A 25,555-nucleotide genomic window follows, 5' to 3' on the forward strand; every position below is an offset into this window, starting at 1 on the left:
TGTTTGTGAAGGGGTGCACAAATCGCGATCTTGAAAGCTCGCGACGCGCCTTCACCTGCCCCTCCATTCCCGCAAGATCGATCAACCGCGTCTCTCGGCGGCGCGTGGCGATTATTGCTCAATCCAGACTTCCCTGACCAATCGCGCGGGGCCCGTAGCGCTCCGTGACCGGCGTGGCGAGGCGAGTCTCACGTTTTCAGTAGGGAGAACCCCACCCCGAAGAGGCCAGCGTGCGGGATGGGTGGGCGGGGCACGCGCCCATAGCCTCGACTCATGACCGCAGCACCACCGGCCACCGCGCCCACTCCGCTGTCCCCCGTCCACGGGCTCCTGCGCCGCCTCGCCCGCGACACCACCTACGTGCTCGTGGGCCTCCCGCTGGCGATCGTCAGCTTCGTGCTCGCCGTGGTGGGGATCGCACTCAGCGCCGGGCTGCTGGTGACCACGCTCGGCCTGCCGATCCTCGCCGGCTTCCTCTACGCGGCCCGCGGGCTGGCCGACATCGAGCGGCTGCGGCTCGCCGGGGTGCTGGACCGGCCCCGGGTACGCCCGGTCTACCGGACCCCCGAGCCGGGCGCCGGGTTCTGGCGCCGCGTGTTCACCCCGATCCGGGACGCGCAGTCGTGGCTGGACCTGCTGCACGCGTTCGTCCGGCTGCTCGTCGCGCTACCCACGTTCGTGCTGCTCGTGGTCTGGTGGGTGCTGGCGCTGGGCGGCACGCTCTACGTCGTCTACGACTGGGCCATCCCGCGCGGCGTCGACGACCAGGACCTGAGCCAGCTCCTCGGGATGGGTGACGGCGCGGGCGCGCGGATCGCCCTGAACACCGCTATCGGGGTGTTCGCCCTGTTCACCCTCCCGCTGGTGGCGCGCGGCTGCGCCCGGCTCCAGGCCGGGCTGGCGTACTCGCTGCTCACCGGCGTGGCCGAGATGCGGCAGCGGATCATCACGCTGGAGGAGCAGAAGCGGGCCGCCGCCTCGGCCGAGGCGGTCGCGCTGCGCCGGCTGGAGCGCGACATCCACGACGGCCCGCAGCAGCGGCTGGTCCGGCTCGCCATGGACCTCGGCCGGGCCCGCCACCAGCTCGCCGCCGACCCGGAGGCGGCCCGGCAGACGCTCGACGAGGCGGTCGCGCAGACCCGGGAGACGCTGGACGAGCTGCGCGCCCTGTCCCGGGGCATCGCGCCGCCGATCCTGGTCGACAGGGGCCTGCCCAGCGCGCTCGCCGCGCTCGCCGCCCGCGCGCTCGTACCTACCGAGCTGGCCGTGGACGACGACCTGGGCACCGCCGCCGGACGGCTCGACCCGGGGCTGGAGAGCACCGCGTACTTCGTGGTGGCCGAGGCCCTGACGAACGTCTCGAAGCACAGCCGGGCGAACACCTGCCGGGTGGAGGTCACCCGGAAGGTGGGCCGGCTGGAGATCACCGTCATCGACGACGGCGCCGGCGGCGCGCACCTGGCCAAGGGCCACGGGCTCAGCGGCATCGCCGACCGGGTCCGGGCGGCCGGCGGCACGCTCGAGGTGGACAGCCCGGCCGGCGGCCCGACCCGGGTCCACGCCGAACTGCCGAGGTGACGCGCCGCGCCCGGCATCCGGACCGCCGGCCCGGCGCCGGGTCCGGGCGTGATAGACACCGGACCCATGCGGGTGGTGATCGCGGACGACGCCGTACTGCTCCGGGAGGGGCTGGTCCGGCTGCTGACCGAGTACGGGCACGAGGTGGTGGCGGCCGTCGGTGACGGTGACGCGCTGGTCGCGGCGGTCGTGGCGCACCGGCCCGACGTCTCGGTGGTGGACGTGCGGATGCCGCCGTCACACACCGACGAGGGACTGCGAGCCGCGGTGGAGGCCCGCCGCCGGGTGCCTGGTACGCCGATCCTGGTGCTGTCCCAGTACGTCGAGGTGTCGTACGCCGACGACCTGCTGGACACCGCGGGCGGGGGCGGCGGCGGGATCGGCTACCTGCTCAAGGACCGGGTCGCCGCGATCGACGAGTTCCTCGACGGCCTGGCCCGGGTGGCCGCCGGCGGCACCGTGCTCGACCCGGAGGTGATCAGCCAGTTGCTGGTCCGGCGGCGGCGCGACGACCCGCTGGCGTCGCTGACCCCGCGCGAGCGCGAGGTCCTGGCGCTGATGGCCGAGGGCCGCTCGAACACCGCCATCGCCCGGACGCTCGTGGTCAGCGACGGCGCGGTGGAGAAGCATGTCCGCAACATCTTCACCAAGCTGGACCTGCCCCCTGATGCGACCACCCACCACCGCCGCGTCCTGGCCGTGCTGGCCCACCTGCGCGCCTGACCGGGACGGTCAGGGCAGCGTGCGGGCCAGCGTCACCGCCTCGGTGAGCGTGTCGGCGGCCGGGTGGCCGCTGCCGCGCAGCCGGTCCGGGTCGGACAGGCCCCCGGTGTAGAGGACGCAGCGGGCGCCGACCGAGGCGGCCGCGTCGGCGTCGTCGAGCGAGTCGCCGATCAGCACCACCTCGTGCCCGCCCAGCCCCAGCTCGGCCAGGTGCTTCTCCAGCCACTCGGCCTTGCGCCCGCCGCCGACTGTGGCGCGCAGCCCGTCCACCCGGCGGAAGTGCGGCGTCAGCCCGTACGTGTGCACTGTCGGCACCAGCTCGTCGTGGAACCACATGGACAGCAGCGACTGGCTGCCCTCCCAGGACTCGATCGCCGTGGTGGCGTCGGCGGCCAGGGCGCAGGTGGTCAGCCCGGCCCGGTACGCGTCGTGGAAGACCCGGTCGAGCACACCGAACGCCTCGGCGTCCACGGCTCGGCCGAGCATCTCGGCGTAGTAGTCGGCGATCGGCCGCCGGAACCGCACCCGGTGCTCGGCGGCGGTGACCGCCGGTCCGCCGGCGCTGGCAAAGGCGACGTTCGTGGCCTGGACCACCAGGTCGAGGTCGTCGAGGAGCGTTCCGTTCCAGTCCCACACGAGGTGGCGTCGCATACCCGTCACCCGAGCACCATAGTGCTAGAGCTGCGGCGTGGTCAGATCGCGCAGCAGCCGGTCCTCCTCGACCCGCCAGTAGCCGTGCTCCTTGCCGTCGAGCAGCACCACCGGCAGCCGGTCGCCGTAGTCGCGCTCCATCTCCAGGTCGCCGGTGACGTCCCGCTCGACCCACCGGTCGCCGGTGACCGCCACCACCCGGTCGAGCGCGGCCTTGGCGTCGTCGCACAGGTGGCAGCCGGGGCGGGTGATCAGGATGAGCCTCGGGTCACTGGACATCGGATACCTCCGTGCGGATCTCGGTCGGCGTCGCCGGCGACGGCACCGCGGGCGCCGGGCGCAGCTCGGTCTTGCGTACCTTGCCGATCGCCGAGTACGGCAGGCTGTCGACGAACTCGACGGCGGTCGGGCACTTGAACCGGGCCAGGTTACGCGCGCAGTGTGCGAGCAGGTCCTCCGCCGTCACCGGCGGGCCGGCCGCCCGGACCACGTACGCCCGCACAGTCTCGCCGGTCCGCGGGTGCGGCACACCGAGGACTGCCGACTCGGCCACGCCGGGGTGGGCCCGGAGCACCAGCTCCACCTCGTGCGGGTAGACGTTGAAGCCGTTTACCAGGATCAGCTCGCCGAGCCGGTCGACCAGGAACAGGTCTCCGTCGCCGTCGGCGTACGCCACGTCGCCTGTCGCCCACCAGCCGTCCGGGTCCGGCCCGCCCCGCCCGTCCGGCCAGTAACCGGCGAACAGGTTCTCCCCGCGTACCACGATCTGCCCGGGGTCGGTGCCAGTCGCCTCGTCGGAGAGGTCCATCTCGTCCTCGTCGGGGGCCTCGGCGGGCACCCCGTCGCGCCACAGCTCGGTGCCGTCGGACCCGACCAGGCGCAGCCCGACACCGGGCAGCGGGCGGCCGATCGACCCCGGTTTCGGCTCGCCGCCGACGAGCGTCGAGGTGAGCACCGGCGCGGTCTCGGTGAGCCCGTATCCGACGTGCACCGGATGCCCGGTCAGCTCGGTGAAACGCGCCCCGGCCGCGAGCGGCAGCGGCGCCGCGCCGCACACCGCGACGCGCACGGAGGCGAGCGCCGCGGCCGGGTCGCGCGCCGCCTCGGCCCAGGTCAGGAACATCGACGGTACGCCGACGAGCACCGTGACCCGGTGCCGCGCGATGTCGTCCAGCGCTCCGGCCGGGCCGGGCTCGTCGACGAGCACCCCGGTCGCGCCGTGCCGCACGACGGCGCCGAGCGCGGAGTTCAGCCCGTACGCGTGGAACAGCGGTAGGGCGAGCAGCACGACGTCGTCGGGGCCGACCACCGGTGGTTCGATGCGGTCGACCTGGTCGTGGTTGGCGGCGAGGGCCCGGTGCGACAGCATCGCGCCCTTGGGCCGCCCCTCGGTGCCGGAGGTGTAGAGCAGGACGGCGAGGTCGTCGCCGGAGCGGGCCGGGAACCCGGCCGGGGTGTCGTCGCCGGCCACCGGCGGCGTGGTGTGCACGGTACGCAGCGCGGGCAGTTCGGAGGCGTCCACGCGGCCGGTCACCTCGGGCGCACCGACCAGCACGGCCGCGCCGGAGTCGGCGAGGACGTGCCGCAGTTCGCGGGCGGTCAGCGCGGGGTTGACAGGTACGGCCACCAGACCGGCCCGGAGCGCGGCGAGGTAGGTGACCACGAAGTCCGGCGTGTTGCCGAACGCGATCGCCACCCGGTGCGGGTGGCCGGTTCCGTCGGCCGGTGGCGCGTCGGCGAGCAGCGCGCGGGCGGTGGTGGTGACCGCGTCGTCCAGCTCGGACCAGGTCAGCGTCCGGTCGCGCCAGTGCAGCGCGGCCCGGTCGCCCCGCTGTTCGGCGGCGTGGCGGAGCCGGTCGGCGAGGTTCGGCGCGGAGCTTTCGGCGGCGTCCTGCACGGTGGCTGAGTCTGGCACAGCGGTGTCCGACAGGCCATGCCCGGACACGGCGCCGGGTCCGCCGCACGGGACTGCAATTGCCGTACGGTGGGATTCCTAGCCACGGGATGAGGATCTCCAACGGCGCCCGGGCGGACAGCCGGAAGTGACCCGGCCGCACCGCTGCCGCGACACGCCGAGCGAAAAGAAAATCGGCTCCGACCAGGACTTTCCACTGCGGACCAGGTTCCGGCGCGAAAGTCAACCACACGCGACGGACAACCGGTCCGCCATGTGTGCGACCTGGCGGGAAATACTTCCGCTCTGTGTAACGGACTTGCCACGCGTGGGTGACGTTGGCCCTATCATCACTCGGGTCGGCTCACCCCATTTGCCGTGAGTCGACACCCCTCAGCCCGAGGAGGCCCCCGTGCCCGTGAGCGCATTGGACCAGCACCTCAAGGGGATCTGCCGCCCGTCGGCACGTCCCGACCCGGCCGTGCCCGACCGGGTGTTACCCGGTCCTCCGGCGCGGTCACTGTCCGCCAAGCCTGGGGAGGCGCGGTGACCACCTTCGGTTACGCCGAACGACCGGCCGGCGTCACCGGCCCGGCCCAGCGCAACCCGCTCAACGAGCGCGCGGACCCCGGCCCGCGGAGCGCCGACGGCCAGCTCGCGGTACGCGGCGACGGGCGGCGTGTCCGCAGCCGCGCGCACCACACGAACGAGGCACCACCCCGCCCCGCGACCCCGGGCGGCAACGCGAAGCCCACGACCGGCCGCCTGGGCAGCCCGGCCCGCCCCACGATGCCGGCCCAGGCGCGACGCGGCGACGCGGCGACCGGGACCGAGCCGTCCGCCGCCGAGACCGCGATCCTGCCGGCGGTGACCGCGGGTGACACCGCCGTCCTGCCCGCCGTACCGGCCGCGCCCGCCACCGGCTTCCCCAGCCGCCCCGACCCGTCCGACCCGGCCACCGAGGTGTGGACGCTGGTCGAACGCGCGCAGGCGGGCGAGTCCGAGGCGTTCGGGCTGATCTACGACAGGTACGTCGACACCGTCTTCCGGTTCGTCTACTTCCGGGTCGGCAACCGCCAGCTCGCCGAGGACCTCACCTCCGACACGTTCCTGCGGGCGCTCAAGCGGATCGGCAGCTTCACCTGGCAGGGACGCGACCTCGGTGCCTGGCTGGTCACCATCGCCCGCAACCTGGTCGCCGACCACTTCAAGTCCGGGCGCTACCGGCTGGAGGTCACCACCGGTGACGTCCTGGACGCCGACCGGGAGGACCGCGGGCCCGAGGGCAGCCCCGAGGCCGCGGTGGTGGAGCACATCACGAATGTCGCCCTGCTCACCGCCGTCAAGCAGCTCAATCCGGAGCAGCAGGAGTGCATCGTGCTGCGGTTCCTCCAGGGCTTCTCGGTGGCCGAGACGGCCCGCGCCATGGGCAAGAACGAGGGTGCCATCAAGGCTCTGCAATACCGGGCGGTCCGGGCGCTGGCCCGGCTGCTGCCCGACGGGTTCCACTCCTGATCGGTCCGACCCGGCCGGCGCACGCTCGCCGGGCGGTGTCGCATGCCCGACGTACCCCACCCCGCCCCTCACTCCCGGTGATTTCGCCGCCGCCCCAGCCGTAACCGGCGACCGGCGCGGTCCGTTTCTCCGGGTGCGACCAGTGGTTGTCCCGGCGTCCCCCGGGCCACCCGGTCCGGCGGGTCAGGTCGGCCGTTCCGGTCGGCTTCGGGCCACACGCTGCCACCGGTCGCTGGTGACGACGACGGCCGCCCGGCCGTGACCAGCGAGAGGGGGTGCCGCGGTGGACAGCGACCTCTTCTCCCGTCGGCGAGCCGAGCGCTTCGCGCAACTCCTCGACGAGGCCAACGGCGGACGCCGGCACCACGTCCGGTCCAAGGCGGACGGTGAACTCACCGCGCTCGTCGAGGTGAGCCGCCGGATCACCGCCGAGCGGCCCGACGTCGAGGTGGACGCCGAGTTCCGTACCGGCCTGCGGGCGATGCTCGTGGCCACCGTCGAACGCGAGGGCGTCGGCGCGCCGGACAAGACCGGCACCTCCGGCGTACGCGGCGCGCTGCTGCCCGCCATCACCGGCCGCCGGGCGCGGGCCCGGGGCGCGATCCTGGTCGGCGTGGCCGCCGGGGCGATCGCCCTCTCCGGCATCTCCGCCGCCAGCGAGAACGCGCTGCCCGGTGACGCCCTGTACGGCATGAAGCGCTCCACCGAGCGCGCCCAGCTCGCGCTCGCCAGCTCGGACATCAGCCGCGGTCAACTCTTCCTCGACTTCGCCCGTACCCGGCTCGACGAGGCCGCCTCGGTCCGCGACGACCGGCTCGGCTTCAGCGCCGTCCTGGACGACATGGACGCGGACACCCGCCAGGGCGTACGCCTGCTGACCACCGTCGCCGCGCAGCGCTCCGACCCGGCGGCGCTGGACGCGGTGGACACCTTCCTCGCCGGCCAGCGCCGGGTGGTCAGCGGCCTGCTCGCCCGGCCCGACCACGCCGACCGGGAGCGCACCCGGCGCTCGCTGTCCCTGCTCGACGCGGCCGGCAAGCGCGCCGACGCGCTCCGCGAGGCGATCGCCTGCGGGCTGCCCGCGCCGCAGGCCAGCGACATGCTCGGACCCGCGCCGTCGACCTGTCCGGCCGACCGCTGAGCGATCGACGCCTACCGCGCCACACTTCTCCCGGCGGACACCCGGCCGTCACACCGTGCCGGATACGCTCGACTCGGAGCACGTACGCGTCGTCGAGGCAGGGAGGTCGCCGTGGCCGAGAGCCGGAAGGTGACCGTCAGCACCGACGCGCACGGGCACACCGCGGGCTGGTCGGAGACCCCCTCGGCGCCGGCGACCACTGTCACGCCCGACCCCACCGCCGCCGCGTTCTTCGACGTGGACAACACGATGATGCAGGGCGCGTCGATCTACTGGTTCGCCCGCGGGCTGGCTGCCCGGAAGTACTTCACCACCGGCGACCTGGCCCGGTTCGCCTGGCAGCAGGCACGGTTCCGACTGCTCGCCACCGAGCACGCGGGCGACATGTCGCAGGCCAAGGAGGCCGCGCTCGCCTTCGTTCAGGGCTGGCGGGTCGACGACATGGAACGCCTCGCCGACGAGATCTTCGACGAGCTGATGGCGCCGCGCATCTGGGCCGGCACCCGTCGCCTGGCCCAGCGCCACCTCGACGCGGGCGAGCGGGTCTGGCTGGTCAGCGCCGCCCCGGTGGAGATCGGCCGGGTGATCGCGACCCGGCTCGGCCTGACCGGCGCGATCGGCACGGTGGCCGAGGTGGTCGACGGCGCGTACACCGGACGGCTGGTCGGTGACCTGATGCACGGGCCGGCGAAGGCCGAGGCGGTCACCCAGCTCGCCGCCGTGGAAGGGCTGGACCTGGCCCGGTGCGCCGCCTACAGCGACTCGGCGAACGACCTGCCGATGCTCTGCGCGGTCGGCCGGGCGGTGGCCGTCAACCCCGATCCGGCGCTGCTGCGGCAGGCCCGCGAGCGGGGCTGGGACGTGCGCGACTTCCGCACCGGGCGGCGGGCCGTACGCATCGCCGTGCCATCCACCGCGGCGGCCGGGCTGCTCGCCGGCGCGGTCACGGCCGGCCTGGCGCTGCACCGGCGCCGCCACCGCGACGCCTGAACCGGCTCAGGGGCCGAACGGGTCCGGCCGGCGTTCGAGCAGCTTGTGCAGCGTCTGCTGGATCGTCTCCCGCACCTGGTCGGCGAGGTTGAACACCACGAGCGGGTCGTCCGCCGCGTCGCGCAGGTGCGCGGTCGGGATCGGCGGGCAGAACTCGATCAGCCACTTGCTCGGCAGCGGCACCATGCCCAGCGGACCCAGCCAGGGGAACGTCGGCGTGACCGGGAAGTACGGCAGCTTGAGCAGCCGGGCCAGCGGCTTGATGTCGGCGAGCATCGGATAGATCTCCTCGCCGCCGACTATCGCGACCGGCACGATCGGCGTCCCGGTGCGCAGCGCGGCCGAGACGAACCCGCCCCGCCCGAAGCGCTGGAGCTTGTAGCGGTCGGCGTAGAGCTTGCCGACGCCCTTGAAGCCCTCCGGGAACACGCCCACCAGTTCGCCGTTGCCGAGCAGCCGCTCCGCGTCCGGATTGCAGGCGACGGTGCCGCCGGTCTTGCGGGCGATCTCGGAGACGACGGGCATCCGGAAGACCAGGTCGGCGCCGAGCAGCCGCAGGTAGCGATGCGCCGGGTGCCGGTCGTGCAGCGCGGTGGAGAGGATCAGCGCGTCGAGCGCCACGGTGCCGGAGTGGTTGCCCACGACGAGGCCGGCGCCCTCGTCCGGTACGTGCTCGATGCCGCTGACCTCGGTGCGGAACCAGTCCCGGTAGAGCAGCCGGACCAGCGGGTGGACCACCGCGTCGGTCAGGTCGGGGTCGAAGCCGAACTCGTCGACCTCGTAGTCACCGGCGAGCCGCCGCCGCAGGAACGCCAGCCCCTGGGCCACCTTGCGGTCCCAGTGGTCCCCCGGCCGGTCGGCCACCGCCGGCCCGGCGGGGTTCTGCGTCTCACCGCCCGGCGTGCTCCCGGCGGGCGGCTCAGCCACCGCCTTCTTCGCCACCGCCTTCTTGGCGACGGCTTTCTTGGCGACGGTCTTCTTGGCGACCGTCTTCTTCGCCGGCTGGTGGGGCGTGGCCGGGTCCGCAACGCCCGCGCCCGGCTCGTCGGCGGAGGTGTCCGGCTCGTCCGGCGGCACCGCCGGGCGGGCGGACGGCGCGGTCACCCGGCGGTGCCCGTTGCGCCGCGCCGGCTCCGCGCCCGGATCCGGCACACCCAGCGGTACGTCGAAGCGCCCGTCGCGCCGCTCGTCAGGGCTGCTCACGAACGCTCCCGTACGGTCGAGCGGACCTGCCTGATGCTCTCCAGCACCAACTGCTCGGCGGCGGCGAGCTGGTCGCGGGTGACCACGACGCCGCCGTGGTGGGCGCGGATGAAGTCCTCGAACGCGGCGGCGGTCGAGCGGGGCGTGAAGCCGTACTCCCGCTCCAGTCGGCTGGTGTCCACCACCCGACCGTGCACGAAGAGGTCCACCTGATCCAAGCCGTACCGGCCGAAGCCCAGACTGCGGGCGATCGCGGCGACCCCGGCCAGGCCCGGTTCCAGCACCGGCACCGCCACCCGGCCGGCCCGGCGGATCGCCTGGGACAGCGACAGCACCCCCGGCCCGGCGACGTTGTACGTGCCCGGATGGTCCTCGGCGACGGACCGGTGCAGCACCTCCAGCGCGTCGTCGAAGTGCACGAACTGCAGGCGCGGATCGCGGCCGAAGACGGTGGGCACCACGGGCTGGGAGAAGTAGCGGGTGAGCGTGGTGTCGGCGGCGTACCCGATGAACGGGGCGAAGCGCAGCACCGTCGCGGTGACGTCGGGCCTACGGCGGCGGAACCCGCGGACGTACCCCTCGATGTCGAGGATGTCGCGGCCGAAACCGCCGCGCGGCACCTCGCGCGGCTCGGTCTCCTCGGTGAAGACGGCCGGATCGCGGAACGACACCCCGTACGCGGCGGTGGACGAGCGGACCACGAGCTTGCGCAGCCGGGGCGCGCGTTGCGCGGCGGCGAGCAGCTGCATGGTGCCGATGACGTTCTGTTCCTTCATCCCCGCCCGGCCGCCCTGCTGCGGGTCGGGGGCGGTGACGAGCGCCAGGTGCACCACGGTGTCGACGTCGAGGTCGTGCAGGAGGCCGCCGAGCGAGTCGAGGTCCAGGCGGATGCGTTCGACGTCGGAGAGCAGGTCGGTCAGCTCGGGGTTGGGTGGTGCCGGGTCGACCCCGATGACGCGTTCGATCCGATCGTCGGCGGCGAGCCGGGCGGCCACGTGGGCGCCGAGCCAGCGGCCGACCCCGGTGACGACGACGACCCCCGGGGCACCGGAGGTGTCACCGGGGGTCATGTCGTGCGCCTAGCGCGGCAGGCGGGATCGAGCCGGGACGTCCGCGGCCTGATCACCTGAGCCTCCGAGGGTCGACAGTTGGCAAGTGGTGCCGGTGCCGGGCTGCTGCCCGGCACCGGTCACTTGCCGAGACGGCGACGCTGGACGCGGGTCTTGCGCAGCAGCTTGCGGTGCTTCTTCTTAGCCATGCGCTTGCGGCGCTTCTTGACCACCGAGCCCATACGAAAGCCTTTCGATGCAACGTGCGGGGCGGACCGGACGGCACCACCACGGGTGGCGCCGTGACCGCTTGCGGACAACGGACCGGACCAGCGTGGTGGGCAGGGCACACCAGAGAGCGGTCACGGTCGTGGCCCAGCCTAACCGGAGTGCGTCAGCAGGACCAACGCGCCCCCGTCGATGCCCCTTTTCGTCGCACTCGGCGGACCGGTGCGCCGAGGGCTCAGGCGGACTCCTGGAAGGCGCCCCGGAGGTATTCGTGCACGGCGTGCTCGGGCACCCGGAACGACCGGCCGACCCGTACCGCGGTCAGCTCACCGCTGTGCACGAGGCGGTAGACGGTCATCTTGGAGACCCGCATGACCGTCGCCACCTCGGCGACGGTCAGGAACCTGACATCCGACAGCCGTGCGTCGGACTGCGACCCGGCCATGGCTCACCGACCCATTCCCGTGCCCGGCGCGTGTCACCGGGCAGGTGTTCCCGCCTCGACGAGCGACGCGCGTGTAACCAGTACGGTAGCGGGACGGCTGTGACCTGCGCGATCCCTTCCACCCTTTGATCATGGCGAGGCAGCCGTTCACCCGATGTCCACCAGGGCTTTTTCGCCCGGTCGGGTGTCTCGTCCGATCCGGCTACTCGGCGCGCAGCGCCACCACCGGGTCGAGCCGTCCGGCCCGCTGCGCCGGCACCACGCCGAAGACGATGCCGACCGCCGCGGAGACGCCGAACGCCAGCGCCAGCGACCACCAGGTGATCGCCGCCGGGATCGGCGAGAACGCGTCCACGAGCAGCGCGGTGCCCACGCCCAGCGCCATCCCGGTCAGGCCGCCCACCGAGGTGAGCAGCACCGCCTCCAGCAGGAACTGCACGCCGATGTCGCGGGGGCGGGCGCCGACCGCCTTGCGCAGGCCGATCTCGCGGGTCCGCTCGCGTACCGAGACCAGCATGATGTTGGAGACACCGACGCCGCCGACCAGCAGCGAGATGCCCGCGATGGCGGCCAGCACGCCGGTCAGCACGCCCAGGATGTCGCCGAGCACGCCGAGGATCTGCCGCTGGGTGACGGCGCTGAACTCGGTGTCCGGGTGCCGGCGGGACAACTCCGCGACGATCCGGTCACCGAGTTCGTCGATCCGCTCCCGGTCCGGCGCCTTCACCGCGATGCCGTCGATGCGCTGGGTGCCCCAGAGCCGTTGCGCCGCCGTCACCGGTACGTGCACCTCGTCGTCCCGGTCCACGCCGAGGCTCTGCCCGAGCGGGGCGAACACGCCGATCACCCGGAACCGGACGCCGGCCAGCGTGACCTGCTGGCCGAGCGGATCCCGGTCGGGAAAGAGCGCCCGGGCCACCGAGTCGCCGAGCACCGCCACCCGGCGGCTGGTGTCCACGTCCGCCCCGGTGAGGTAGCGGCCCCGCGACAGCGACCTGGTGAACACCGACGGGGTGGTCTCCAGGACGCCCTGCACCGTGGTGAAGTCGGACCGGTTGCCGGCCCGGGCGGTCGCGCCGGAGGCCACCGTGACGGCGACCCGGCCGGGGTCGCCGACCACCCGGGAGACGGCGTCGGCGTCGCTGAGGTCCAGCGGCGAGACCACCGGGGCGGTGCCCACCTCGATCCGGCCCGGCACCACCAGCAGCAGGTTCGAGCCGAGCCCTTCGACCTGCTGCTCGACCTGCTGCTTCGTGCCGGTGCCGATGGCCACCAGGATCACCACCGAGGCCACCCCGATGATCACCCCGAGCATGGTCAGCAGGCTGCGCATCCGGTTGGCCCGCAGCGCGTCCGACGCCACCCGCCACGCCTCGGCCAGCCTCATCCGGCGTCGCCCCAACCTCGCGGAAGGCGCCCGGTGGCCCCGGTGGCGCCACCGGGGCCACCGGGCGGGTGCCCCGGGCCGCTTCCGGACGCGGACCGGGGCTCCGCGCTGGGAGCGGGGTCCAGTGTCGCAGGTACGCCGGAACCGTCCGACGGCGGTCGATCATGAAGGCTGTCGGACCGGATGAGCCCGTCCCGTACCGCGATGCGCCGGTGCGCCCGGGCGGCCACCTCCTGGTCGTGGGTCACCATCACCAGCGCCACGCCCGACTCGGCGTTCAGCTGTTCCAGCAGCTCCAGCACCGCCTCGCCGGTGGCACTGTCCAGGTTGCCGGTCGGCTCGTCGGCGAGCAGCACCGCCGGTTCGGTGACAAGCGCCCGGGCGATCGCCACCCGCTGCTGCTCGCCGCCGGAGAGCTGGTTGGGCCGGTGGTGCAGCCGATGGCCGAGCCCGACCCGGCCCAGCATCGCCGCCGCCCGCTCCCGCCGCTGCCGCGCCCCGACACCCCGGTAGACGAGCGGCAACGCCACATTGTCCACAGCCGACGTACGGGCCAGCAGGTGGAACGCCTGGAACACGAAGCCGATCGTCTCGTTGCGCAGCGTCGCCAGCTCCGGCGCGGTGAGCGTGGTCACGTCCCGCCCGCCGATCACCAGCCGACCGCCGCTGGGCCGGTCCAGCCCGCCGAGCAGGTGCATCAGCGTCGACTTGCCGGAGCCGGACGGGCCGATCACCGCCACGTACTCGCCCTGGTCGATGGTGAGCGACACCCCGCGCAGCGCGGACACCGAGACCCCGTCCAGCTCGTACGTGCGCCAGACGTCGACCGCCTCGACCGCCGGTACGGTCACCGCAGTTCCTGGCCGTCGCGCACCTGGTCGGCGCCGCGCACCACCACCCGGTCACCGGCCCGTACGCCGTCGACGATCTGCACCAGGTCCTGCCCCTGCACGCCCACCGTCACCGGCACCCGGTCGGCCCGGCCGTCGCGCAGCACCCAGACCGCGTCCCGCCCGTCGGTGGAGAACACCGCCGACGCCGGCACCGCCACCGCGTCGGCTGCCTCCCGCACCCGCAGCCGCACGACGGCGTTCATGCCGGGGCGGGGCGCCGGAGCGGCCTCGGCCTCACCGAGGCGGCCGGCGCCCAGGTCGAGCCGGACCCGGTAGGTGACGCCACCCCGCGCCGAGCTGGTCGGCAGCACGTCCACCGACCGCACCGTGGCGTCGTACGTCGCGCCGGTCACCGCATCCAGCTCGACCGACGCGGGCACCCCGGCCCGGACCAGCAGCACGTCGGTCTCGTCCACCTCGGCGAGCAGGCCGAGCCGGCCGACGTCCACCACGGTGAGCACCGGCGTGCCGGCGGTGACCCGGCCACCGGCCGGGATCGCGTCGTCCACCCCCGGCGGCGGACCGCCCTGCCCGCCACCGCCCAGCGCCGACGGGTCGAGACCGGGCACCCCCGCGCCACCCGCCGCACCCAGCAGCCCGGCCAGGTCGGCCGGTGCCGGCGACCGGGTGCCGCCCGGCTGCACCACACCGGCGATCGGCGCGCGCAACGTCAACGCGTCCACAGTCGCCTTCGCCAGGTCGTACGCCTGCTGGGCCTGGAGTCGTTGCGCGGCCGACAGCGCGCCGACGGCGCTGTTCAGGCCGGCGACGCCGCGCTGCACCTGGGCCACGGCCCGGTCGGCGGCGCGAGCGGCCGACTCGTACTGCCGCTGCGCCGAGGAGACCTGGAGCAGCAGCGCGGCGCGTACCCGCGGGTCGCCGACCTTGCCGGCGGCGGCGCGGGCGGCGGCGAACGCCTCGTCGGCGGCCCGGTCCGTGCCGCGCCGGCTGCCGCCCAGGTCGCCGGTGCCGGTGCCCCGCCCGGCCCGCTCAGCCGCGCGCAACGCGTCCCGCGCCTTCGCCAGGCGGTCCCGGGCCGACGGCGAGTCGATCACCGCGAGTACCTGCCCCCGGGTCACCCGCTGGCCCGGCTGGACCCGCAGGCGGGCGAGCGTGCCGTCGGCGGGTGCGGTGAGCGTGGCGGCGGCCCGCGCGGTGACGGTGGCCGGGGCGTCGATCACCTCGCTCACCGGCGCGCGGCCCACCTCGGCGACTGTCACCGCCGGGGCGTCGTCGCCGCAGGACGCGGCGGTCGTGCCGGTCAGCGCGACGACGGCGAGCACAGCGGTGACGAGACGGAAGCGGCGGGCCGCGGGCAGCCGCGGCGAGGGAGTGCGGGCCACCCGGCCCATGCTACGACCCGTCGACAGGTGTCGACGTTCAGCCGACGACGGCCCGCACGTAGGCCACGCAGTCGTCGTGCAGCATCGACCACTGGTCGCCGAACACCTCGTCGGCGGCCTGCTCCGGGGTCCGGCCCTGGTGCACCACGGCCCGGTAGAAGTCCAGCATCCGCTGCTCGCCGTACCTGTCGACCAGATGGCGTACGGCCAGGTAGCCGACGCCGTACGCGCCGCCGACCCGGTCGTCGCTCGCGTCGTCGGCCGGCGCCACCTCGTCCAGCCGCCCGGACCACCCGCCGCGCAGCAGGTCCCGCACCTCGGTCAGGCCGTCGTAACGGTGCACCGGCTGGCCGTCGGCACCGGCGTACTCGGCCAGCCCCTCCACCAGCCACCAGTCCGCGCGGTCGGCGTAACCGCGGTCGGGGAGCGAGGCGGCGTGGGTCAGCTCGTGCCGGAGCAGGTCGTCGAGGCCGGCCGGGGTGACGATCTGGGCGTTCAGCACGACGTCGTGACGCCCACCGCCGACACCCACCGCGTAGCCGGCTGTCCACTTCGGCCGCCCGCCGCCGTACCAGCGCTGCCACTCGCCCTTCCCGGCGTAGTAGACGACGTACCGGTCCGGCGGCCGGCCGCCGATCGCGTACCGGTCCGCGGCCCGGGCCGCGGTCTCCGCCTGGGCGAGCAGGCCGGGCAGCTTGCGCCGCTGGGCCGCGGTGGTGGCCACCACGACCCGCTTGCCGACCGTCACGGCCAGGTCGTTCGCCTGCCACGGCCGTACCCCGGCCGGGTCCGCCTCGGACGGTTCCAGCGCGGTCAGCCGGGGTTCCTCCCCCGCCAGCCGCCAGCGCGCGCCCAGCTCCACAGTGCTCGGCGCGCAGTCCGGCACCACGAAGCAGTAGCCCACGGTCACCGTCTGTCGCCACTCCCCCGGCCGCCCCTCGACAGCCTCCGGCACCCCGTCGGCCGCCGGCCGCCACACGGTGACCCGCAGCGCCCGCAGCGCCGCGTACCGGCGGCTCAGCGCGGGCCGGGCCGCCGGCTCGGCGACCGCGAGGAAGCCGGCCCGGTCCGCGCCGACCAGCGCGGTGGCCTGCCGGTCCAGCAGCGCGAGCATCCGTTTGCCGAGCCGCCGCTGCGCCGCCGTGCCCGGGTCGTCCTTCGCGGCCGACCGCCCGGCCGCGTCCGGCGCCGACCCTCGGAGGAGTACGCCGGGCACCGCGCCCGCCACCAGGCCGAGCGCGAGTCCGAGCGCGGTCCAGAGCGGCCACCGCCGCCGTGTCCGCACCGCCCGCGTCCGCGCCGGGTCCGGCTGCGCCAGCGGTACGGGGTACGGCGCCGCAACCGCCAGGAGGTGCGGCGATTGACTCGTGCCCGCGACGGGGCGCGGCGACGGACTCGTGTCCGCGACCGAGGGCGCGACGGGATGTGGCGGCGGGTCCGCGTCTGCATCAACGGCCCCGGCTGGGCGGGAGGGTGGGTCCGTGTCCGCCTCGATCGCCCCGGCCGGGTGCGGCGGCGGGCCGGCGTCCGCTGCCGGTTCGCCGGCATCGGCCGCGCCGTCGGCGTTCTCGCTCGGCACGGGTGCGGGTTCGCCGTCGCCGGCCGGAGCGGCGACGGCGGGCCGGGGTGCGGCGTCGGCGTGGTCCGCCGACGGCGGGTCTGCGTCGGCGGCGTCCACGTCGGCAACGGGGGCACCGCCCGGAGTGACGGCGGTACGAGGCTCGTCGCTGTCCGCCGTCCGGCCGGGAGGCTGCTCGTCGCCGTCGGTCACCGGCGAAGGGTACGACCAATCGGGCGTTCCGGGAAAGAGTCCCGTCGCTGTTCCGCCGCGCCCCGAGATCTTGGAAGGAAAGTGCCCCCAGAGGGGCCGAATCCTTCCAAGATCTCTCAGATGGGGGTGCCGGTCAGCGTCAACGCGGCCTTGTCGGCTGCCCACAGGGTCACCAGGGCCAGTCCGGGGGCGGCGTGGCCGGCCAGGGCGAGCAGGACGCCGCCGGTGAGGAAGCAGGCGGCCTGGACGGCGAGCTTGGCCGGGTCGGGCAGCGTCACTGCGGCACGCGGCGAGCAGAACAGTCCCCACACCACGGCGATCACCAGCGGGGCGCCGAGTCCGGCCAGCAGGCGCAGCGGCCAGCCGACGTCGAGCGTGAAGCCCCAGTAGCCGGCCGAGCCCAGCAGGGCCAGCTCCAGCAGGAAGATCACGCCGAGCAGCACCGCGGTCATCGGTCCCTCCAGGAACGGTAGGCGCGGTCCAGGCCCGCGATCATCTCGCCGAAGGAACGGTCGGTGTCGCGGGGCAGCCCGAATCCGCCGGCCGCCTCCAGGGCGACGAAGCCGTGCACGGCGGCCCGGAACATCCGGATGGCGTCGGTCGCGGCGTCGCCGTCGAGGCCGTACCCGAGCAGGATGGCCCGGACCGCGCCGACCGCGCGCTGCCCGGCGGCCAGATGCTCGGGGTCGGCCGGGTCGGGCGCCCGCTGGGCGGCCGGGTAGCGGCCGGGGTGCTGCCGCGCGTACTCCCGGTAGGCGGCGGCGACGGCGCGCAGCGCGTCGTCGCCGGAGCGACCCGCGGCGGCGGCCGTGAGCACGTCGGCGATCTCGGCGGTGGCGAGCACGGCGAGCCTCTGGTGCAGCGCGTCCGCGCCCCGGACGTGCTTGTAGAGGCTCGGCAGCGCGACGCCGAGCCGGGCGGCGAGCGCGGCCAGCGTCAGCTTCTCGTAGCCGACCTCGTCGGCGAGCGCGGCGGCCTCCCGCACGACAGTCGCCGGGGTCAGCCCGGCCCTAGGCACCTGCGGTCACCGCCAGGAACTCGACCAGGTCGGCGGCGGTGGCGTCGGGCTGGTCGGCGTGCGGGTAGTGGCCGGAGTCGGCGACCATCCGGGCCTCGGCCACGGCGAACAGCCGGCGTGCGGCCCGCGCCTCGGCGCCCGGGTCGGGGAAGTCCGGGTCCTTCGTACCCATCAGCACCAGCACCGGCCGGCGCACCTCGGGCGCGCGGGCGGTCCAGTGCGGGTCCACCGGTGCGATCACGCCGCGCACCGCGGCCATCCGCCCGCGCAGCTTGGCGACCAGCTCCTTGCGGTACGCGGCGTCGTCCGCCGGCCGCCCGCACGGGAACAGCGTGCGGTGGAACAGCCCGAACAGCCGAGGGCTGCGCAGCACCGCCGCCTGCGCCACACGCATCAGCGGGTTCGGCTTCGGGGTGCCGACGAATGGGCTGACCTGCACGATGCCGCTGACCAGGTCTGGCGCCTCGGCGGCGGCGAAGACGACCGCGGCGGCGCTGGACGAGCTGCCGACCAGGGTGGCGGGCTCCCCGCCGAGCGCCCGCACCACGGCGAGCAGGTCGCCGCCGACGTGCTCGGGGGCGTACGTGGGCCAGTGCGGGCTGGAGTCGCCGTGCCCGCGTACGTCGACCGAGGCGACCCGGTAGCCGGCCGTGATCAGCCGGGGCGTCAGGTGCCGGAAGGCGGCCCGGTTCTCCCCCATGCCGTGCGCGAGGACCACGAGCGGTCCCGACCCGTGCACCTCGTACGCGATCGTGCCGCCGTCCCGCGCCAGTCGGCTAACTGTCATAGCCAAAAAGCTAATGCCATTAGCCAAACTCGTCAAGCTTGACCTCAACCCGAGGTGAGGTCGCACGATCCCGGCATGCCGATCACCGCCGACACCCACGTACGCCTCGCCCGCCCGAGCCGCGACCTCGCCGCCACCGAACGGTTCTGGACGCAGGGGCTGGACCTGGACGTGCTCTACCGGAGCGAGGGCGGTCACGCGGACGAGCACGACCTGGTGATGCTCGGCCTCCCCGGGGCCGGCTGGCACCTGGAGCTGGTCGGTGGTCCGACGCTCACGGTCGAGCCGCGCCCCACCGGGGAGGATTTGTTCGTGCTCTACCTCGACGGCCCCGCCGACGAAGAACTGGTCCCGAGACTGGAACGGGCCGGCGGGACCAGGGTCTCCGCCGGCCCGTACTGGGACAGGTGGGGTGTCACGCTCGCCGACCCGGACGGCTACCGCCTCGTGCTGTGCACCCGGGCCTGGTCGAACGACTGACTCACTTCTTCGACAGCACCGCGCGGCCGAAGAACGCCAGGTTGGCCGGGCGCTCGGCGAGCCGGCGCATCAGGTAGCCGTACCACTGGTCGCCGTAGGGGACGTACGTCCGCACCGTGTAGCCCTCGCCGACCAGGCGCTGCTGCTCCTCCGGGCGGATGCCGTAGAGCATCTGGAACTCGAACCGGCCCGGGTCGCGGTCGAACCAGCGCGCCCGGTCCTCGCCGATCGCGATCAGCCGCGGGTCGTGCGTGGCGAGCATCGGGTAGCCGTCGCCGGACATCAGCACGTTCATGCAGCGCACGTACGACTTGTCCACCTCGCGGGCGGACTGGTACGCCACCGACTCCGGCTCCTTGTACGCGCCCTTGCACAGCCGCACCCGCGACCCCGCCGACGCCAGCTCCCGGCAGTCCGACTCGGTCCGCCGCAGATACGCCTGGAGCACCGCGCCGGTCGACGGGTGGTCCTTGCGGAGCTTCGCCAGGATGTCCAGCGTCGAGTCGGTGGTGGTGTGGTCCTCCATGTCCAGCGTGACAGTGGTGCCCGCCGCGTCGGCCGCCGCGCAGATCGCCCGCGCGTTGTCGTACGCGAGCTGCTCGTCGAACATCTGACCCAGCGCGGACAGCTTCACGCTGACCTCGGCGGCCGGGGTGAGCCCGGCGGCGGCGAGGCGGCTCAGCAGCGTGAGGTATTCGTCCCGGGTGGCGTTCGCCTGCTCCGGGGTGGTGGTGTCCTCGCCCAGGTAGTCGAGGGTGACCGCTTGGCCGTCGGCGACCAGCTCGCGGGTGGCGCGCAGCGCGTCGTCGGTGGCGGCGCCGGCGACGAACCGGCGGACGACGTCCCGGGTGAACGGGGCCGTCGCGACGAGCCGCTCCACCTGGGAAGACCGGGAGGCGGCGAGGATGACGGAACGGAGCATGAGCCGAGCGTAACGCTCACCACCGGGCCCTCGCCGGGTGCGTCCGAGGCCCGCTGCTCCCGTCCTCAGGCCCGGCCCGGGCACCCCCGGCTGGCGGGGATCGGCTACAACGTTCACGTGGATCGACGACACCCCCGGCGCCGGCTCCGCTCGGCCTCCGTGCAGCTCGGCGCGCTGACCGCGCTGGCCCTCGCGCTCTCCGGCTGCAACAACGGTTACGACGACGACGATGACGACTGCGCGCTCGGACCGGCCGGCGGAGGCGGCGACACCGTCGCGGTCGCCCTGCTCGTGCCCGCGCCGGCCACCGCCACGCGCGGCGAACCGGCCCCGACCGCCGCGCTGCCCGAGCGCGGTGGGTTCGGCACCCACCTCGCCTCCTGCGGCGGCTGACGTGCGCCGCGAGGCGAGCACGCCGCGCCCCGGCTGGGACGAGACCATCCGGGCCCAGGGCCTGGTGTACGTGGACACCGAGCTGCCCGACGGCGAGATCATGTCGTACTGGGACGAGACGGCCGCGTACTCGTTCACGCTCGACGAGGTGCTCCGGCTGGAGGAGGCCACGGAGGAACTGCACCGGATGTCGGTGGCCGCCGCCGAGCACGTGGTGGCCCGCCGCCGGTACGCCGAGTTCGGCATCCCCGAGTGGGCCGCCGAGGCGGTCGCCCGTTCGCTGCGGGAGTCCCCGCCGACGCTCTACGGCCGGTTCGACCTCTGGTACGACGGCAGCGGACCGCCGAAGATGCTGGAGTACAACGCCGACACCCCGACCGCGCTGGTCGAGGCGAGCATCGTGCAGTGGTACTGGCTGGAGCACACCCGTCCGGAGGCGGACCAGTGGAACAGCCTGCACGAACGGCTGGTCGGCGCCTGGGCCAAGATCGGCGCCGGGCTGCACGAGCCGCGGGCGCACGTGCTGTGGTCCGAGGAGGAGGAATCGGGCGAGGACCAGATCACCGCCGGCTACCTGGCCGAGACGGCCCGCCAGGCCGGGCTGGACGTGACGCTCATGCCGATCCAGCGGGTCGGCTGGGACGGGCGGCGCTTCGTCGACGCCGACGACCGGCCGATCACCACCTGCTTCAAGCTCTACCCCTGGGAGTGGATGCTGGCCGAGCCGTACGGGCGACCTGCGCTCGACCCGGGCACCCCCACCACCTGGATCGAACCGGCGTGGAAGCTGCTGCTGTCGAACAAGGCGCTGCTCGCCGTGCTCTGGGAGATGTACCCGGGGCACGACTACCTGCTGCCCGCGTACCTGGACTCGCCGCGCGGCATGACCGAGTACGTGGCCAAGCCGCTGCTCGGCCGCGAGGGCGGCTCGGTACGCATCGTGACTGGCGACACGGAGATCACCAACCCGGGGATCTACGGCGACGAGGGCTTCTGCTTCCAGGAGTTCCGCGCGTTGCCCGAGTTCGAGGGCAACCGGACGGTGCTCGGCAGCTGGATCGTGGACGGCGAGTCAGCAGGCGCCGGCGTGCGCGAGAGCGAGAGCCTCATCACTGACGGTTACGCGCGGTTCCTGCCCCACTACATCGACGCACCGCGTCCGCTCTGAGTCGTCTACCGTTGGTGTCGTGAACTTCGACGCGTACGCCCGGACCGGGGTCGAGCTCGTCAACGCCCGGCTGGACGACCTGGACGGCCTGCGGGCCGTCTTCTCGGACGAGCAGGGCTGGATGCGCGACGAGGTCGCGGAACGGGACCTGGCGATCTTCCGGCGGGCGCAGAAGCGCCTCCGGGACGTCTTCGAGTACGGCACCTCGGGCCGGGACAACGAAGCGGTGGCGGAGTTGAACGCGCTGCTGGAGGCGTTCCCGGTGCAGCCGCGCATCTCCGGCCACGACTCCTCGGACTGGCACATGCACGTGACCAGCCGGGGCGCGTCGGTCTCCTCGGAATACCTGGCCGGCGCGGTCTGGGGCCTGTCGGTGTGGCTGTGCGAGTACGGCAGCGCCCGCTTCGGGGTCTGCGCCGACGACCGCTGCGGCAACGTCTACCTGGACACCTCGTCCAACTGCTGCCGCCGGTTCTGCTCCGAGCGCTGCGCCACCCGCTCCCACGTGGCGGCGCATCGGGCGCGCAAGCGTGCCGCGGTCGGCGAGCAGGCCGTCCCGGCGCAGCCACTGTCCCCGGTGAGCTGACCTCCGGCGCTCCGGCCGCCCACCCGTGTGCGAGCGGCCGGGGTGGCCCGTGCCGGTCAGACGTCGACCGGGGAGGGCGCGGTCAGGTTGGCCCGGGCGAACTCCAGCGACTCCCGCAGGTCCGCCTCGCGGACCGCGCGGCTCTTCGCGCCCCGGGTGGTCACCTCCACCGCCACCGAACCGGTGAACCCCCGCCCGGCCAGCGAGCGGAGCATCTCCGCGCAGGGCTGACCGCCGCGACCGGGCACCAGGTGCTCGTCGCGCCCCTCGCCGGTGCCGTCGCCCAGGTGCACATGCGCCAGCCCGGAACCCATCCGGTCGGCCATCGCCATCGCGTCGGTGTGCGAGGCCGCACAGTGCGACAGGTCGAGCGTGTACGAGGCGTACCCGATCTCGGTGGGATCCCAGCCCGGCGCGTACGGGACGAACTGCCGCCCCGCCATCCGCACCGGGTACATGTTCTCCACCCCGAAGTGCAGGCCGCCGAACTGCCCGGCGATGGTGTCGAGCCCGTCGGCGAAGGTGCGCGCGTAGTCACGCTGCCAGGTGAACGGCGGGTGCACCACGACAGTGGGCGCCTCCAGCGTCTCGGCCAGCTCGGCGGCCTTACGCAGCCGCTCCCACGGGTCGGGGCTCCACACCCGCTGGGTGACGAGCAGGCACGGGGCGTGGACCGACAGCACCGGGACGCCGTAGTGCTCGGCGAGGCCGCGCAGCGCGCCCGCGTCCTGGCTGACCGGGTCGGTCCAGACCATCACCTCGATGCCGTCGTAGCCGAGCTCGGCGGCGAGCTGGAACGCCGCCGCGGTCCGTTCGGGGAAGACCGAGGACGTGGACAGGAGCACCGGAACGCGGTAAGTCACGCCTTCGAGGGTAGCCCCAACCGCCGGCGAGCATCGGGACGAGCAACCGCAAAGCAACCCAGAGCGCTCGTACGGTCACATCGGCGCGAGCTGATCCAACCGGCGCAGGATGACCCCCTCCCGCAGCGCCCACGGGCAGATGTCCACGCAGTCCACGTCGAGGCGCCGCATCACCGCCTCGGCCACCACCGCACCCGCGAGGAGCTGATGCGCCCGCTGCGCGCTGACCCCCTCCAGCTCGGGCAACTGGGCCGGCGGGATGTGCCTGATGAACCCGAGCACCTGCCGCAGCCCGGTACGGGTCAGGCTGCGCCGCGCCCACAGACCCGCACCCGAAGGCGCGGCGCCGGCCAGCCGGGCCAGCGTGCGGAACGTCTTCGAGGTGGCGACCGGACGCTCCCAGCCCACCGCCGTCAACTGCTCCACCACCGGGTCGAGCTGCGCGTCCACGTACTCCCGCAGTTCCTCCACGGCCTCGGCCGACGGCGGCGCCGTGCCGGCCGGATCCACCGCGAGCCGCTCCCGGCTGAGCCGCCCCGCGCCGAGCGGCAGCGAGATCGCCACGTCCGGGTGCTCGTCGATGCCGGCGGCCAGCTCCAGCGAGCCACCGCCGATGTCCATCGCCAGCAGCCGCCCGGCGGACCAGCCGAACCACCGCCGCACCGCCAGGAACGTCATCCGCGCCTCGTCCGCGCCGGAGAGCACCTCCAGGCGTACGCCAGTCTCGTCGCGGACGCGCGCCAGCACGTCGGCGGCGTTCGTGGCGTCGCGGACCGCGCTCGTGGCGAACGCCAGCAGATCCTCGGCGCCCAGCCCGTCAGCCGCCGCCCGGGCCATGCCGACCGCCTTGACCAGGCCGTCCGCGCCGCCGTCGGTGAGCGCGCCGTCCGGCCCGATCTGCTCGGCCAGCCGCAGCACCACCTTCTCGGAGTGCGCCGGCCAGGGATGCGCGCCGTGGTGGGCGTCGACCACCAGCAGGTGCACAGTGTTGGAACCGACGTCGAGAACACCCAGTCGCATGGGGAAGACCCTAGGGCCAACACGTTTCGTCGGCTCGGCGGCCGGGCGGGGTCACCGCGCGTACGCTGGTCCGAGTGACAGGGCAGATCGAGCTTCACGTGCTGGTGGACGACCCCGAGAACCCGCGCAGCCGGGAGGTCGGGCTGGACTTCCCACGGGAGTGGATCGAGTTCGTCGACCCGGCCGACGCGAAGCACGTAGTCCGCGCCGACCTGACCTGGCTGCTGTCCAGCTGGACGTGCATCTTCGGCAAGGGCTGCCACGGCATCATCGCCGGGCGGGCCGCCGACGGGTGCTGCTCGCACGGCGCGTTCTTCACCGACTCCGACGACGAGAAGCGCGTCCGGGCCGCGGTGAAGCGGCTGACACCGGAGACGTGGCAGCACTTCCGGCGCGGGTTCAAGAACTGGACCGAGAACGACACAGTCGACGGCAAGACGCCGGCCCGGCGTACCGCCACCCGCGACGTGGACGCCCCGTGCGTGTTCCTCAACGACGCCGACTTCGCCGGCGGGGGCGGCTGCGCGCTGCACGCCCAGGCGCTACGCGACGGGGTGCACCCGCTGGAGTACAAGCCGGACGTCTGCTGGCAGTTGCCGGTACGCCGCGACCAGGAGTGGCACAAGCGGCCGGACAACACGAAGGTGCTGATCTCCACGCTGGCCGAGTTCGACAGGCGCGGCTGGGGCGCGGGCGGGCACGACCTCGACTGGTGGTGTACGTCCTCCACCGACGCGCACGTCGGCGCCGAGCCGATGTACGTCTCGTACGGGCCGGAGCTGACCGCGCTGATCGGCGCGCCCGCGTACGCGAAGCTGGCCGAACTCTGCGCCGCCCGGCAGCGCCAGGGTCAGATCGCGCCGCACCCGGCAAGCGAGTGAAGGCCGGCACCCCCGTCTTGGGGTGCCGGCCTTCAGCTCTTGGTCTTAGCTGTTCCAGTGCTCGGCGACGAGGTCGGCGGCCTGCTGCTCCCACTGGGCGTAGTGGTCCGGGTAAGCACTGACCTGGACGGTCTGGGCGGCCTTGGTCAGCGGCATGTCCTGCCAGCCGTCGACCTGCTTCAGACCCTTCAGGAACGCCGTCGTCGAGTACTCAGGATCGGTGATCTGCTCCACCGTGCCCCAACCGGAGGACGGGCGCTGCTGGAACAGGCCCTGCGAGTCGTGGTCGTTACGGTCACCCAGGTGGCCCAGGTTCTCCAGCTTCGACTCCTGCAACGCCGTCGCGATCGACACCACCGCGGCACGCTCGTCCATACCGGCCTTCTTCGTCGCCGCGATGATCGCCTTCACATTCGCGGTCTGCTCGTCGTTCAGCTCGATCCGCGACTGCTCACCCTGCACACCGTGCGGGATCAGCTTGTCACTCTGCACCGTGGCCGCAACCGGCTTGGTATGGGTGGTGGTGTCGGCCGCGTGGGCGGCGACCGGACCGGCGAACACGCCGCCGGTGAAAGCCAGACCAGCAATACCCAGAACGCTCTTACGCAGAATCGTGTTCATCACAA

The 25,555-nt window shown here is 73.9% G+C and carries 28 protein-coding genes; 10 read left to right on the forward strand and 18 right to left on the reverse strand.

Annotated features, from left to right (window positions below; translation table 11 throughout):
• Positions 1–273 precede the first annotated feature (273 nt).
• Together O7611_RS25590 and O7611_RS25595 are read left to right on the forward strand one after the other, a co-directional pair.
• Positions 274–1,578: a sensor histidine kinase gene (locus tag O7611_RS25590; protein WP_194801514.1), complete on the forward strand. Its 1,305-nt coding sequence runs from the start codon at positions 274–276 to the stop codon at positions 1,576–1,578.
• Positions 1,579–1,644: 66 nt separating this feature from the next.
• Positions 1,645–2,301, forward strand: a complete 657-nt coding sequence (locus tag O7611_RS25595; RefSeq protein ID WP_194801515.1) for a LuxR C-terminal-related transcriptional regulator — start codon at positions 1,645–1,647, stop codon at positions 2,299–2,301.
• 9 nt (positions 2,302–2,310) lie between these two features.
• Here O7611_RS25595 and O7611_RS25600 read toward each other — a convergent pair whose 3' ends face one another.
• The 3 genes from O7611_RS25600 to O7611_RS25610 are packed head-to-tail and all read right to left on the reverse strand — an operon-like array spanning position 2,311 to position 4,897.
• Positions 2,311–2,952 carry an HAD family hydrolase gene (locus tag O7611_RS25600; RefSeq protein ID WP_269697709.1) on the reverse strand — a complete coding sequence of 214 codons (642 nt, stop codon included), beginning with the start codon at positions 2,950–2,952 and terminating at the stop codon, positions 2,311–2,313.
• A gap of 24 nt (positions 2,953–2,976) precedes the next feature.
• Positions 2,977–3,231, reverse strand: a complete 255-nt coding sequence (locus tag O7611_RS25605; RefSeq protein WP_013288752.1) for a glutaredoxin family protein — start codon at positions 3,229–3,231, stop codon at positions 2,977–2,979.
• Positions 3,221–4,897, reverse strand: coding sequence for an AMP-binding protein (locus O7611_RS25610; RefSeq protein ID WP_269697710.1), 1,677 nt, complete (start codon positions 4,895–4,897; stop codon positions 3,221–3,223). Before O7611_RS25610 ends, O7611_RS25605 begins: the two co-directional genes overlap by 11 nt.
• 495 nt (positions 4,898–5,392) lie before the next feature.
• On the opposite strand from O7611_RS25610, the gene O7611_RS25615 reads away from it, so the two are divergent.
• The 3 genes from O7611_RS25615 to O7611_RS25625 all read left to right on the forward strand — a co-directional run bounded on the left by O7611_RS25615 (position 5,393) and on the right by O7611_RS25625 (position 8,492).
• The gene (locus O7611_RS25615) at positions 5,393–6,361 is read left to right on the forward strand and encodes an ECF subfamily RNA polymerase sigma factor, BldN family (RefSeq protein ID WP_194801518.1); all 969 of its coding nucleotides are present in this window, start codon (positions 5,393–5,395) and stop codon (positions 6,359–6,361) included.
• Between the two features lie 283 nt (positions 6,362–6,644).
• Entirely contained in the window at positions 6,645–7,502 is an 858-nt protein-coding gene (locus O7611_RS25620) for a DUF5667 domain-containing protein (protein WP_269697711.1), read from the forward strand.
• Between the two features lie 111 nt (positions 7,503–7,613).
• Positions 7,614–8,492 carry an HAD family hydrolase gene (locus tag O7611_RS25625; protein WP_194801520.1) on the forward strand — a complete coding sequence of 293 codons (879 nt, stop codon included), beginning with the start codon at positions 7,614–7,616 and terminating at the stop codon, positions 8,490–8,492.
• A 6-nt stretch (positions 8,493–8,498) separates the two neighbouring features.
• Here the strand turns inward: O7611_RS25625 and O7611_RS25630 are convergent, their stop codons facing one another.
• The 11 genes from O7611_RS25630 to O7611_RS25680 form a co-directional block, all read right to left on the reverse strand.
• The gene (locus tag O7611_RS25630; protein ID WP_030269196.1) at positions 8,499–9,356 is read right to left on the reverse strand and encodes a lysophospholipid acyltransferase family protein; all 858 of its coding nucleotides are present in this window, start codon (positions 9,354–9,356) and stop codon (positions 8,499–8,501) included.
• A gap of 335 nt (positions 9,357–9,691) precedes the next feature.
• Entirely contained in the window at positions 9,692–10,765 is a 1,074-nt protein-coding gene (locus O7611_RS25635; RefSeq protein WP_194801521.1) for an NAD-dependent epimerase/dehydratase family protein, read from the reverse strand.
• Between the two features lie 119 nt (positions 10,766–10,884).
• Positions 10,885–10,986: a 30S ribosomal protein bS22 gene (locus O7611_RS25640; protein WP_007465623.1), complete on the reverse strand. Its 102-nt coding sequence runs from the start codon at positions 10,984–10,986 to the stop codon at positions 10,885–10,887.
• A gap of 221 nt (positions 10,987–11,207) precedes the next feature.
• Positions 11,208–11,417 (reverse strand): helix-turn-helix domain-containing protein, encoded by a 210-nt coding sequence (locus O7611_RS25645; protein ID WP_013288759.1) that lies wholly within the window; start codon positions 11,415–11,417, stop codon positions 11,208–11,210.
• Between the two features lie 202 nt (positions 11,418–11,619).
• Positions 11,620–12,804, reverse strand: coding sequence for an ABC transporter permease (locus O7611_RS25650; RefSeq protein ID WP_269697712.1), 1,185 nt, complete (start codon positions 12,802–12,804; stop codon positions 11,620–11,622).
• Complete coding sequence (locus O7611_RS25655) at positions 12,801–13,655, reverse strand: ABC transporter ATP-binding protein (protein ID WP_269697713.1); 855 nt, start codon at positions 13,653–13,655, stop codon at positions 12,801–12,803. Before O7611_RS25655 ends, O7611_RS25650 begins: the two co-directional genes overlap by 4 nt.
• On the reverse strand, positions 13,652–15,049 hold the full coding sequence (locus tag O7611_RS25660; protein ID WP_194801524.1) for an efflux RND transporter periplasmic adaptor subunit: 1,398 nt from the start codon (positions 15,047–15,049) through the stop codon (positions 13,652–13,654). The genes O7611_RS25655 and O7611_RS25660 overlap by 4 nt, the downstream gene beginning before the upstream one ends.
• Positions 15,050–15,077: 28 nt before the next feature.
• A complete protein-coding gene (locus tag O7611_RS25665; protein WP_228532311.1) occupies positions 15,078–16,811 on the reverse strand; it encodes a hypothetical protein in 1,734 nt (577 codons plus the stop codon).
• Between the two features lie 116 nt (positions 16,812–16,927).
• Entirely contained in the window at positions 16,928–17,263 is a 336-nt protein-coding gene (locus O7611_RS25670) for a YrdB family protein (protein ID WP_194801525.1), read from the reverse strand.
• Positions 17,260–17,829, reverse strand: coding sequence for a TetR/AcrR family transcriptional regulator (locus tag O7611_RS25675; RefSeq protein ID WP_194801526.1), 570 nt, complete (start codon positions 17,827–17,829; stop codon positions 17,260–17,262). Before O7611_RS25675 ends, O7611_RS25670 begins: the two co-directional genes overlap by 4 nt.
• Positions 17,822–18,616 (reverse strand): alpha/beta fold hydrolase, encoded by a 795-nt coding sequence (locus O7611_RS25680; RefSeq protein WP_194801527.1) that lies wholly within the window; start codon positions 18,614–18,616, stop codon positions 17,822–17,824. Before O7611_RS25680 ends, O7611_RS25675 begins: the two co-directional genes overlap by 8 nt.
• 75 nt (positions 18,617–18,691) lie before the next feature.
• On the opposite strand from O7611_RS25680, the gene O7611_RS25685 reads away from it, so the two are divergent.
• The gene (locus O7611_RS25685; protein WP_269697714.1) at positions 18,692–19,096 is read left to right on the forward strand and encodes a VOC family protein; all 405 of its coding nucleotides are present in this window, start codon (positions 18,692–18,694) and stop codon (positions 19,094–19,096) included.
• A gap of 1 nt (position 19,097) precedes the next feature.
• Here O7611_RS25685 and O7611_RS25690 read toward each other — a convergent pair whose 3' ends face one another.
• Positions 19,098–20,018: a proline dehydrogenase family protein gene (locus tag O7611_RS25690; protein ID WP_030502864.1), complete on the reverse strand. Its 921-nt coding sequence runs from the start codon at positions 20,016–20,018 to the stop codon at positions 19,098–19,100.
• 117 nt (positions 20,019–20,135) lie between these two features.
• Here O7611_RS25690 and O7611_RS25695 point away from each other — a divergent pair, with 117 nt between their 5' ends.
• Genes O7611_RS25695 through O7611_RS25705 form a run of 3 tightly spaced genes read left to right on the forward strand, consistent with a single transcriptional unit; the run spans position 20,136 to position 22,165 of the window.
• Positions 20,136–20,411, forward strand: coding sequence for a hypothetical protein (locus O7611_RS25695; protein WP_269697715.1), 276 nt, complete (start codon positions 20,136–20,138; stop codon positions 20,409–20,411).
• Position 20,412: 1 nt separating this feature from the next.
• Entirely contained in the window at positions 20,413–21,579 is a 1,167-nt protein-coding gene (locus tag O7611_RS25700) for a glutathionylspermidine synthase family protein (RefSeq protein WP_194801529.1), read from the forward strand.
• 19 nt (positions 21,580–21,598) lie between these two features.
• A complete protein-coding gene (locus O7611_RS25705; RefSeq protein WP_018787720.1) occupies positions 21,599–22,165 on the forward strand; it encodes a CGNR zinc finger domain-containing protein in 567 nt (188 codons plus the stop codon).
• Between the two features lie 56 nt (positions 22,166–22,221).
• On the opposite strand, the gene O7611_RS25710 is transcribed toward O7611_RS25705, so the two are convergent.
• The gene (locus O7611_RS25710; protein WP_013288771.1) at positions 22,222–23,028 is read right to left on the reverse strand and encodes a sugar phosphate isomerase/epimerase family protein; all 807 of its coding nucleotides are present in this window, start codon (positions 23,026–23,028) and stop codon (positions 22,222–22,224) included.
• A gap of 75 nt (positions 23,029–23,103) precedes the next feature.
• Positions 23,104–24,048, reverse strand: coding sequence for a Ppx/GppA phosphatase family protein (locus tag O7611_RS25715; protein ID WP_194801530.1), 945 nt, complete (start codon positions 24,046–24,048; stop codon positions 23,104–23,106).
• A 74-nt stretch (positions 24,049–24,122) separates the two neighbouring features.
• On the opposite strand from O7611_RS25715, the gene O7611_RS25720 reads away from it, so the two are divergent.
• The gene (locus O7611_RS25720; RefSeq protein ID WP_269697716.1) at positions 24,123–24,929 is read left to right on the forward strand and encodes a hypothetical protein; all 807 of its coding nucleotides are present in this window, start codon (positions 24,123–24,125) and stop codon (positions 24,927–24,929) included.
• 45 nt (positions 24,930–24,974) lie between these two features.
• Here O7611_RS25720 and O7611_RS25725 read toward each other — a convergent pair whose 3' ends face one another.
• Positions 24,975–25,550 (reverse strand): hypothetical protein, encoded by a 576-nt coding sequence (locus O7611_RS25725; RefSeq protein ID WP_269697717.1) that lies wholly within the window; start codon positions 25,548–25,550, stop codon positions 24,975–24,977.
• Positions 25,551–25,555: the final 5 nt, after the last annotated feature.

Origin of the sequence: Micromonospora sp. WMMC273 (assembly GCF_027460285.1) — a bacterium.
Taxonomy (GTDB): domain Bacteria; phylum Actinomycetota; class Actinomycetes; order Mycobacteriales; family Micromonosporaceae; genus Micromonospora; species Micromonospora aurantiaca.

Excerpts from the sequence above, each read along its gene's own strand:
- O7611_RS25600 (WP_269697709.1), bottom strand. The coding sequence starts at position 2,952 with ATGCGACGCCACCTCGTGTGGGACTGGAACGGAACGCTCCTCGACGAC.
- O7611_RS25680 (WP_194801527.1), bottom strand. The coding sequence starts at position 18,616 with ATGACAGTTAGCCGACTGGCGCGGGACGGCGGCACGATCGCGTACGAG.
- O7611_RS25650 (WP_269697712.1), bottom strand. The coding sequence starts at position 12,804 with ATGAGGCTGGCCGAGGCGTGGCGGGTGGCGTCGGACGCGCTGCGGGCC.
- O7611_RS25595 (WP_194801515.1), top strand. The coding sequence starts at position 1,645 with ATGCGGGTGGTGATCGCGGACGACGCCGTACTGCTCCGGGAGGGGCTG.
- O7611_RS25670 (WP_194801525.1), bottom strand. The coding sequence starts at position 17,263 with ATGACCGCGGTGCTGCTCGGCGTGATCTTCCTGCTGGAGCTGGCCCTG.
- O7611_RS25635 (WP_194801521.1), bottom strand. The coding sequence starts at position 10,765 with ATGACCCCCGGTGACACCTCCGGTGCCCCGGGGGTCGTCGTCGTCACC.
- O7611_RS25725 (WP_269697717.1), bottom strand. The coding sequence starts at position 25,550 with ATGAACACGATTCTGCGTAAGAGCGTTCTGGGTATTGCTGGTCTGGCT.
- O7611_RS25660 (WP_194801524.1), bottom strand. The coding sequence starts at position 15,049 with ATGGGCCGGGTGGCCCGCACTCCCTCGCCGCGGCTGCCCGCGGCCCGC.
- O7611_RS25715 (WP_194801530.1), bottom strand. The coding sequence starts at position 24,048 with ATGCGACTGGGTGTTCTCGACGTCGGTTCCAACACTGTGCACCTGCTG.
- O7611_RS25605 (WP_013288752.1), bottom strand. The coding sequence starts at position 3,231 with ATGTCCAGTGACCCGAGGCTCATCCTGATCACCCGCCCCGGCTGCCAC.
- O7611_RS25685 (WP_269697714.1), top strand. The coding sequence starts at position 18,692 with ATGCCGATCACCGCCGACACCCACGTACGCCTCGCCCGCCCGAGCCGC.
- O7611_RS25645 (WP_013288759.1), bottom strand. The coding sequence starts at position 11,417 with ATGGCCGGGTCGCAGTCCGACGCACGGCTGTCGGATGTCAGGTTCCTG.
- O7611_RS25640 (WP_007465623.1), bottom strand. The coding sequence starts at position 10,986 with ATGGGCTCGGTGGTCAAGAAGCGCCGCAAGCGCATGGCTAAGAAGAAG.
- O7611_RS25590 (WP_194801514.1), top strand. The coding sequence starts at position 274 with ATGACCGCAGCACCACCGGCCACCGCGCCCACTCCGCTGTCCCCCGTC.
- O7611_RS25690 (WP_030502864.1), bottom strand. The coding sequence starts at position 20,018 with ATGCTCCGTTCCGTCATCCTCGCCGCCTCCCGGTCTTCCCAGGTGGAG.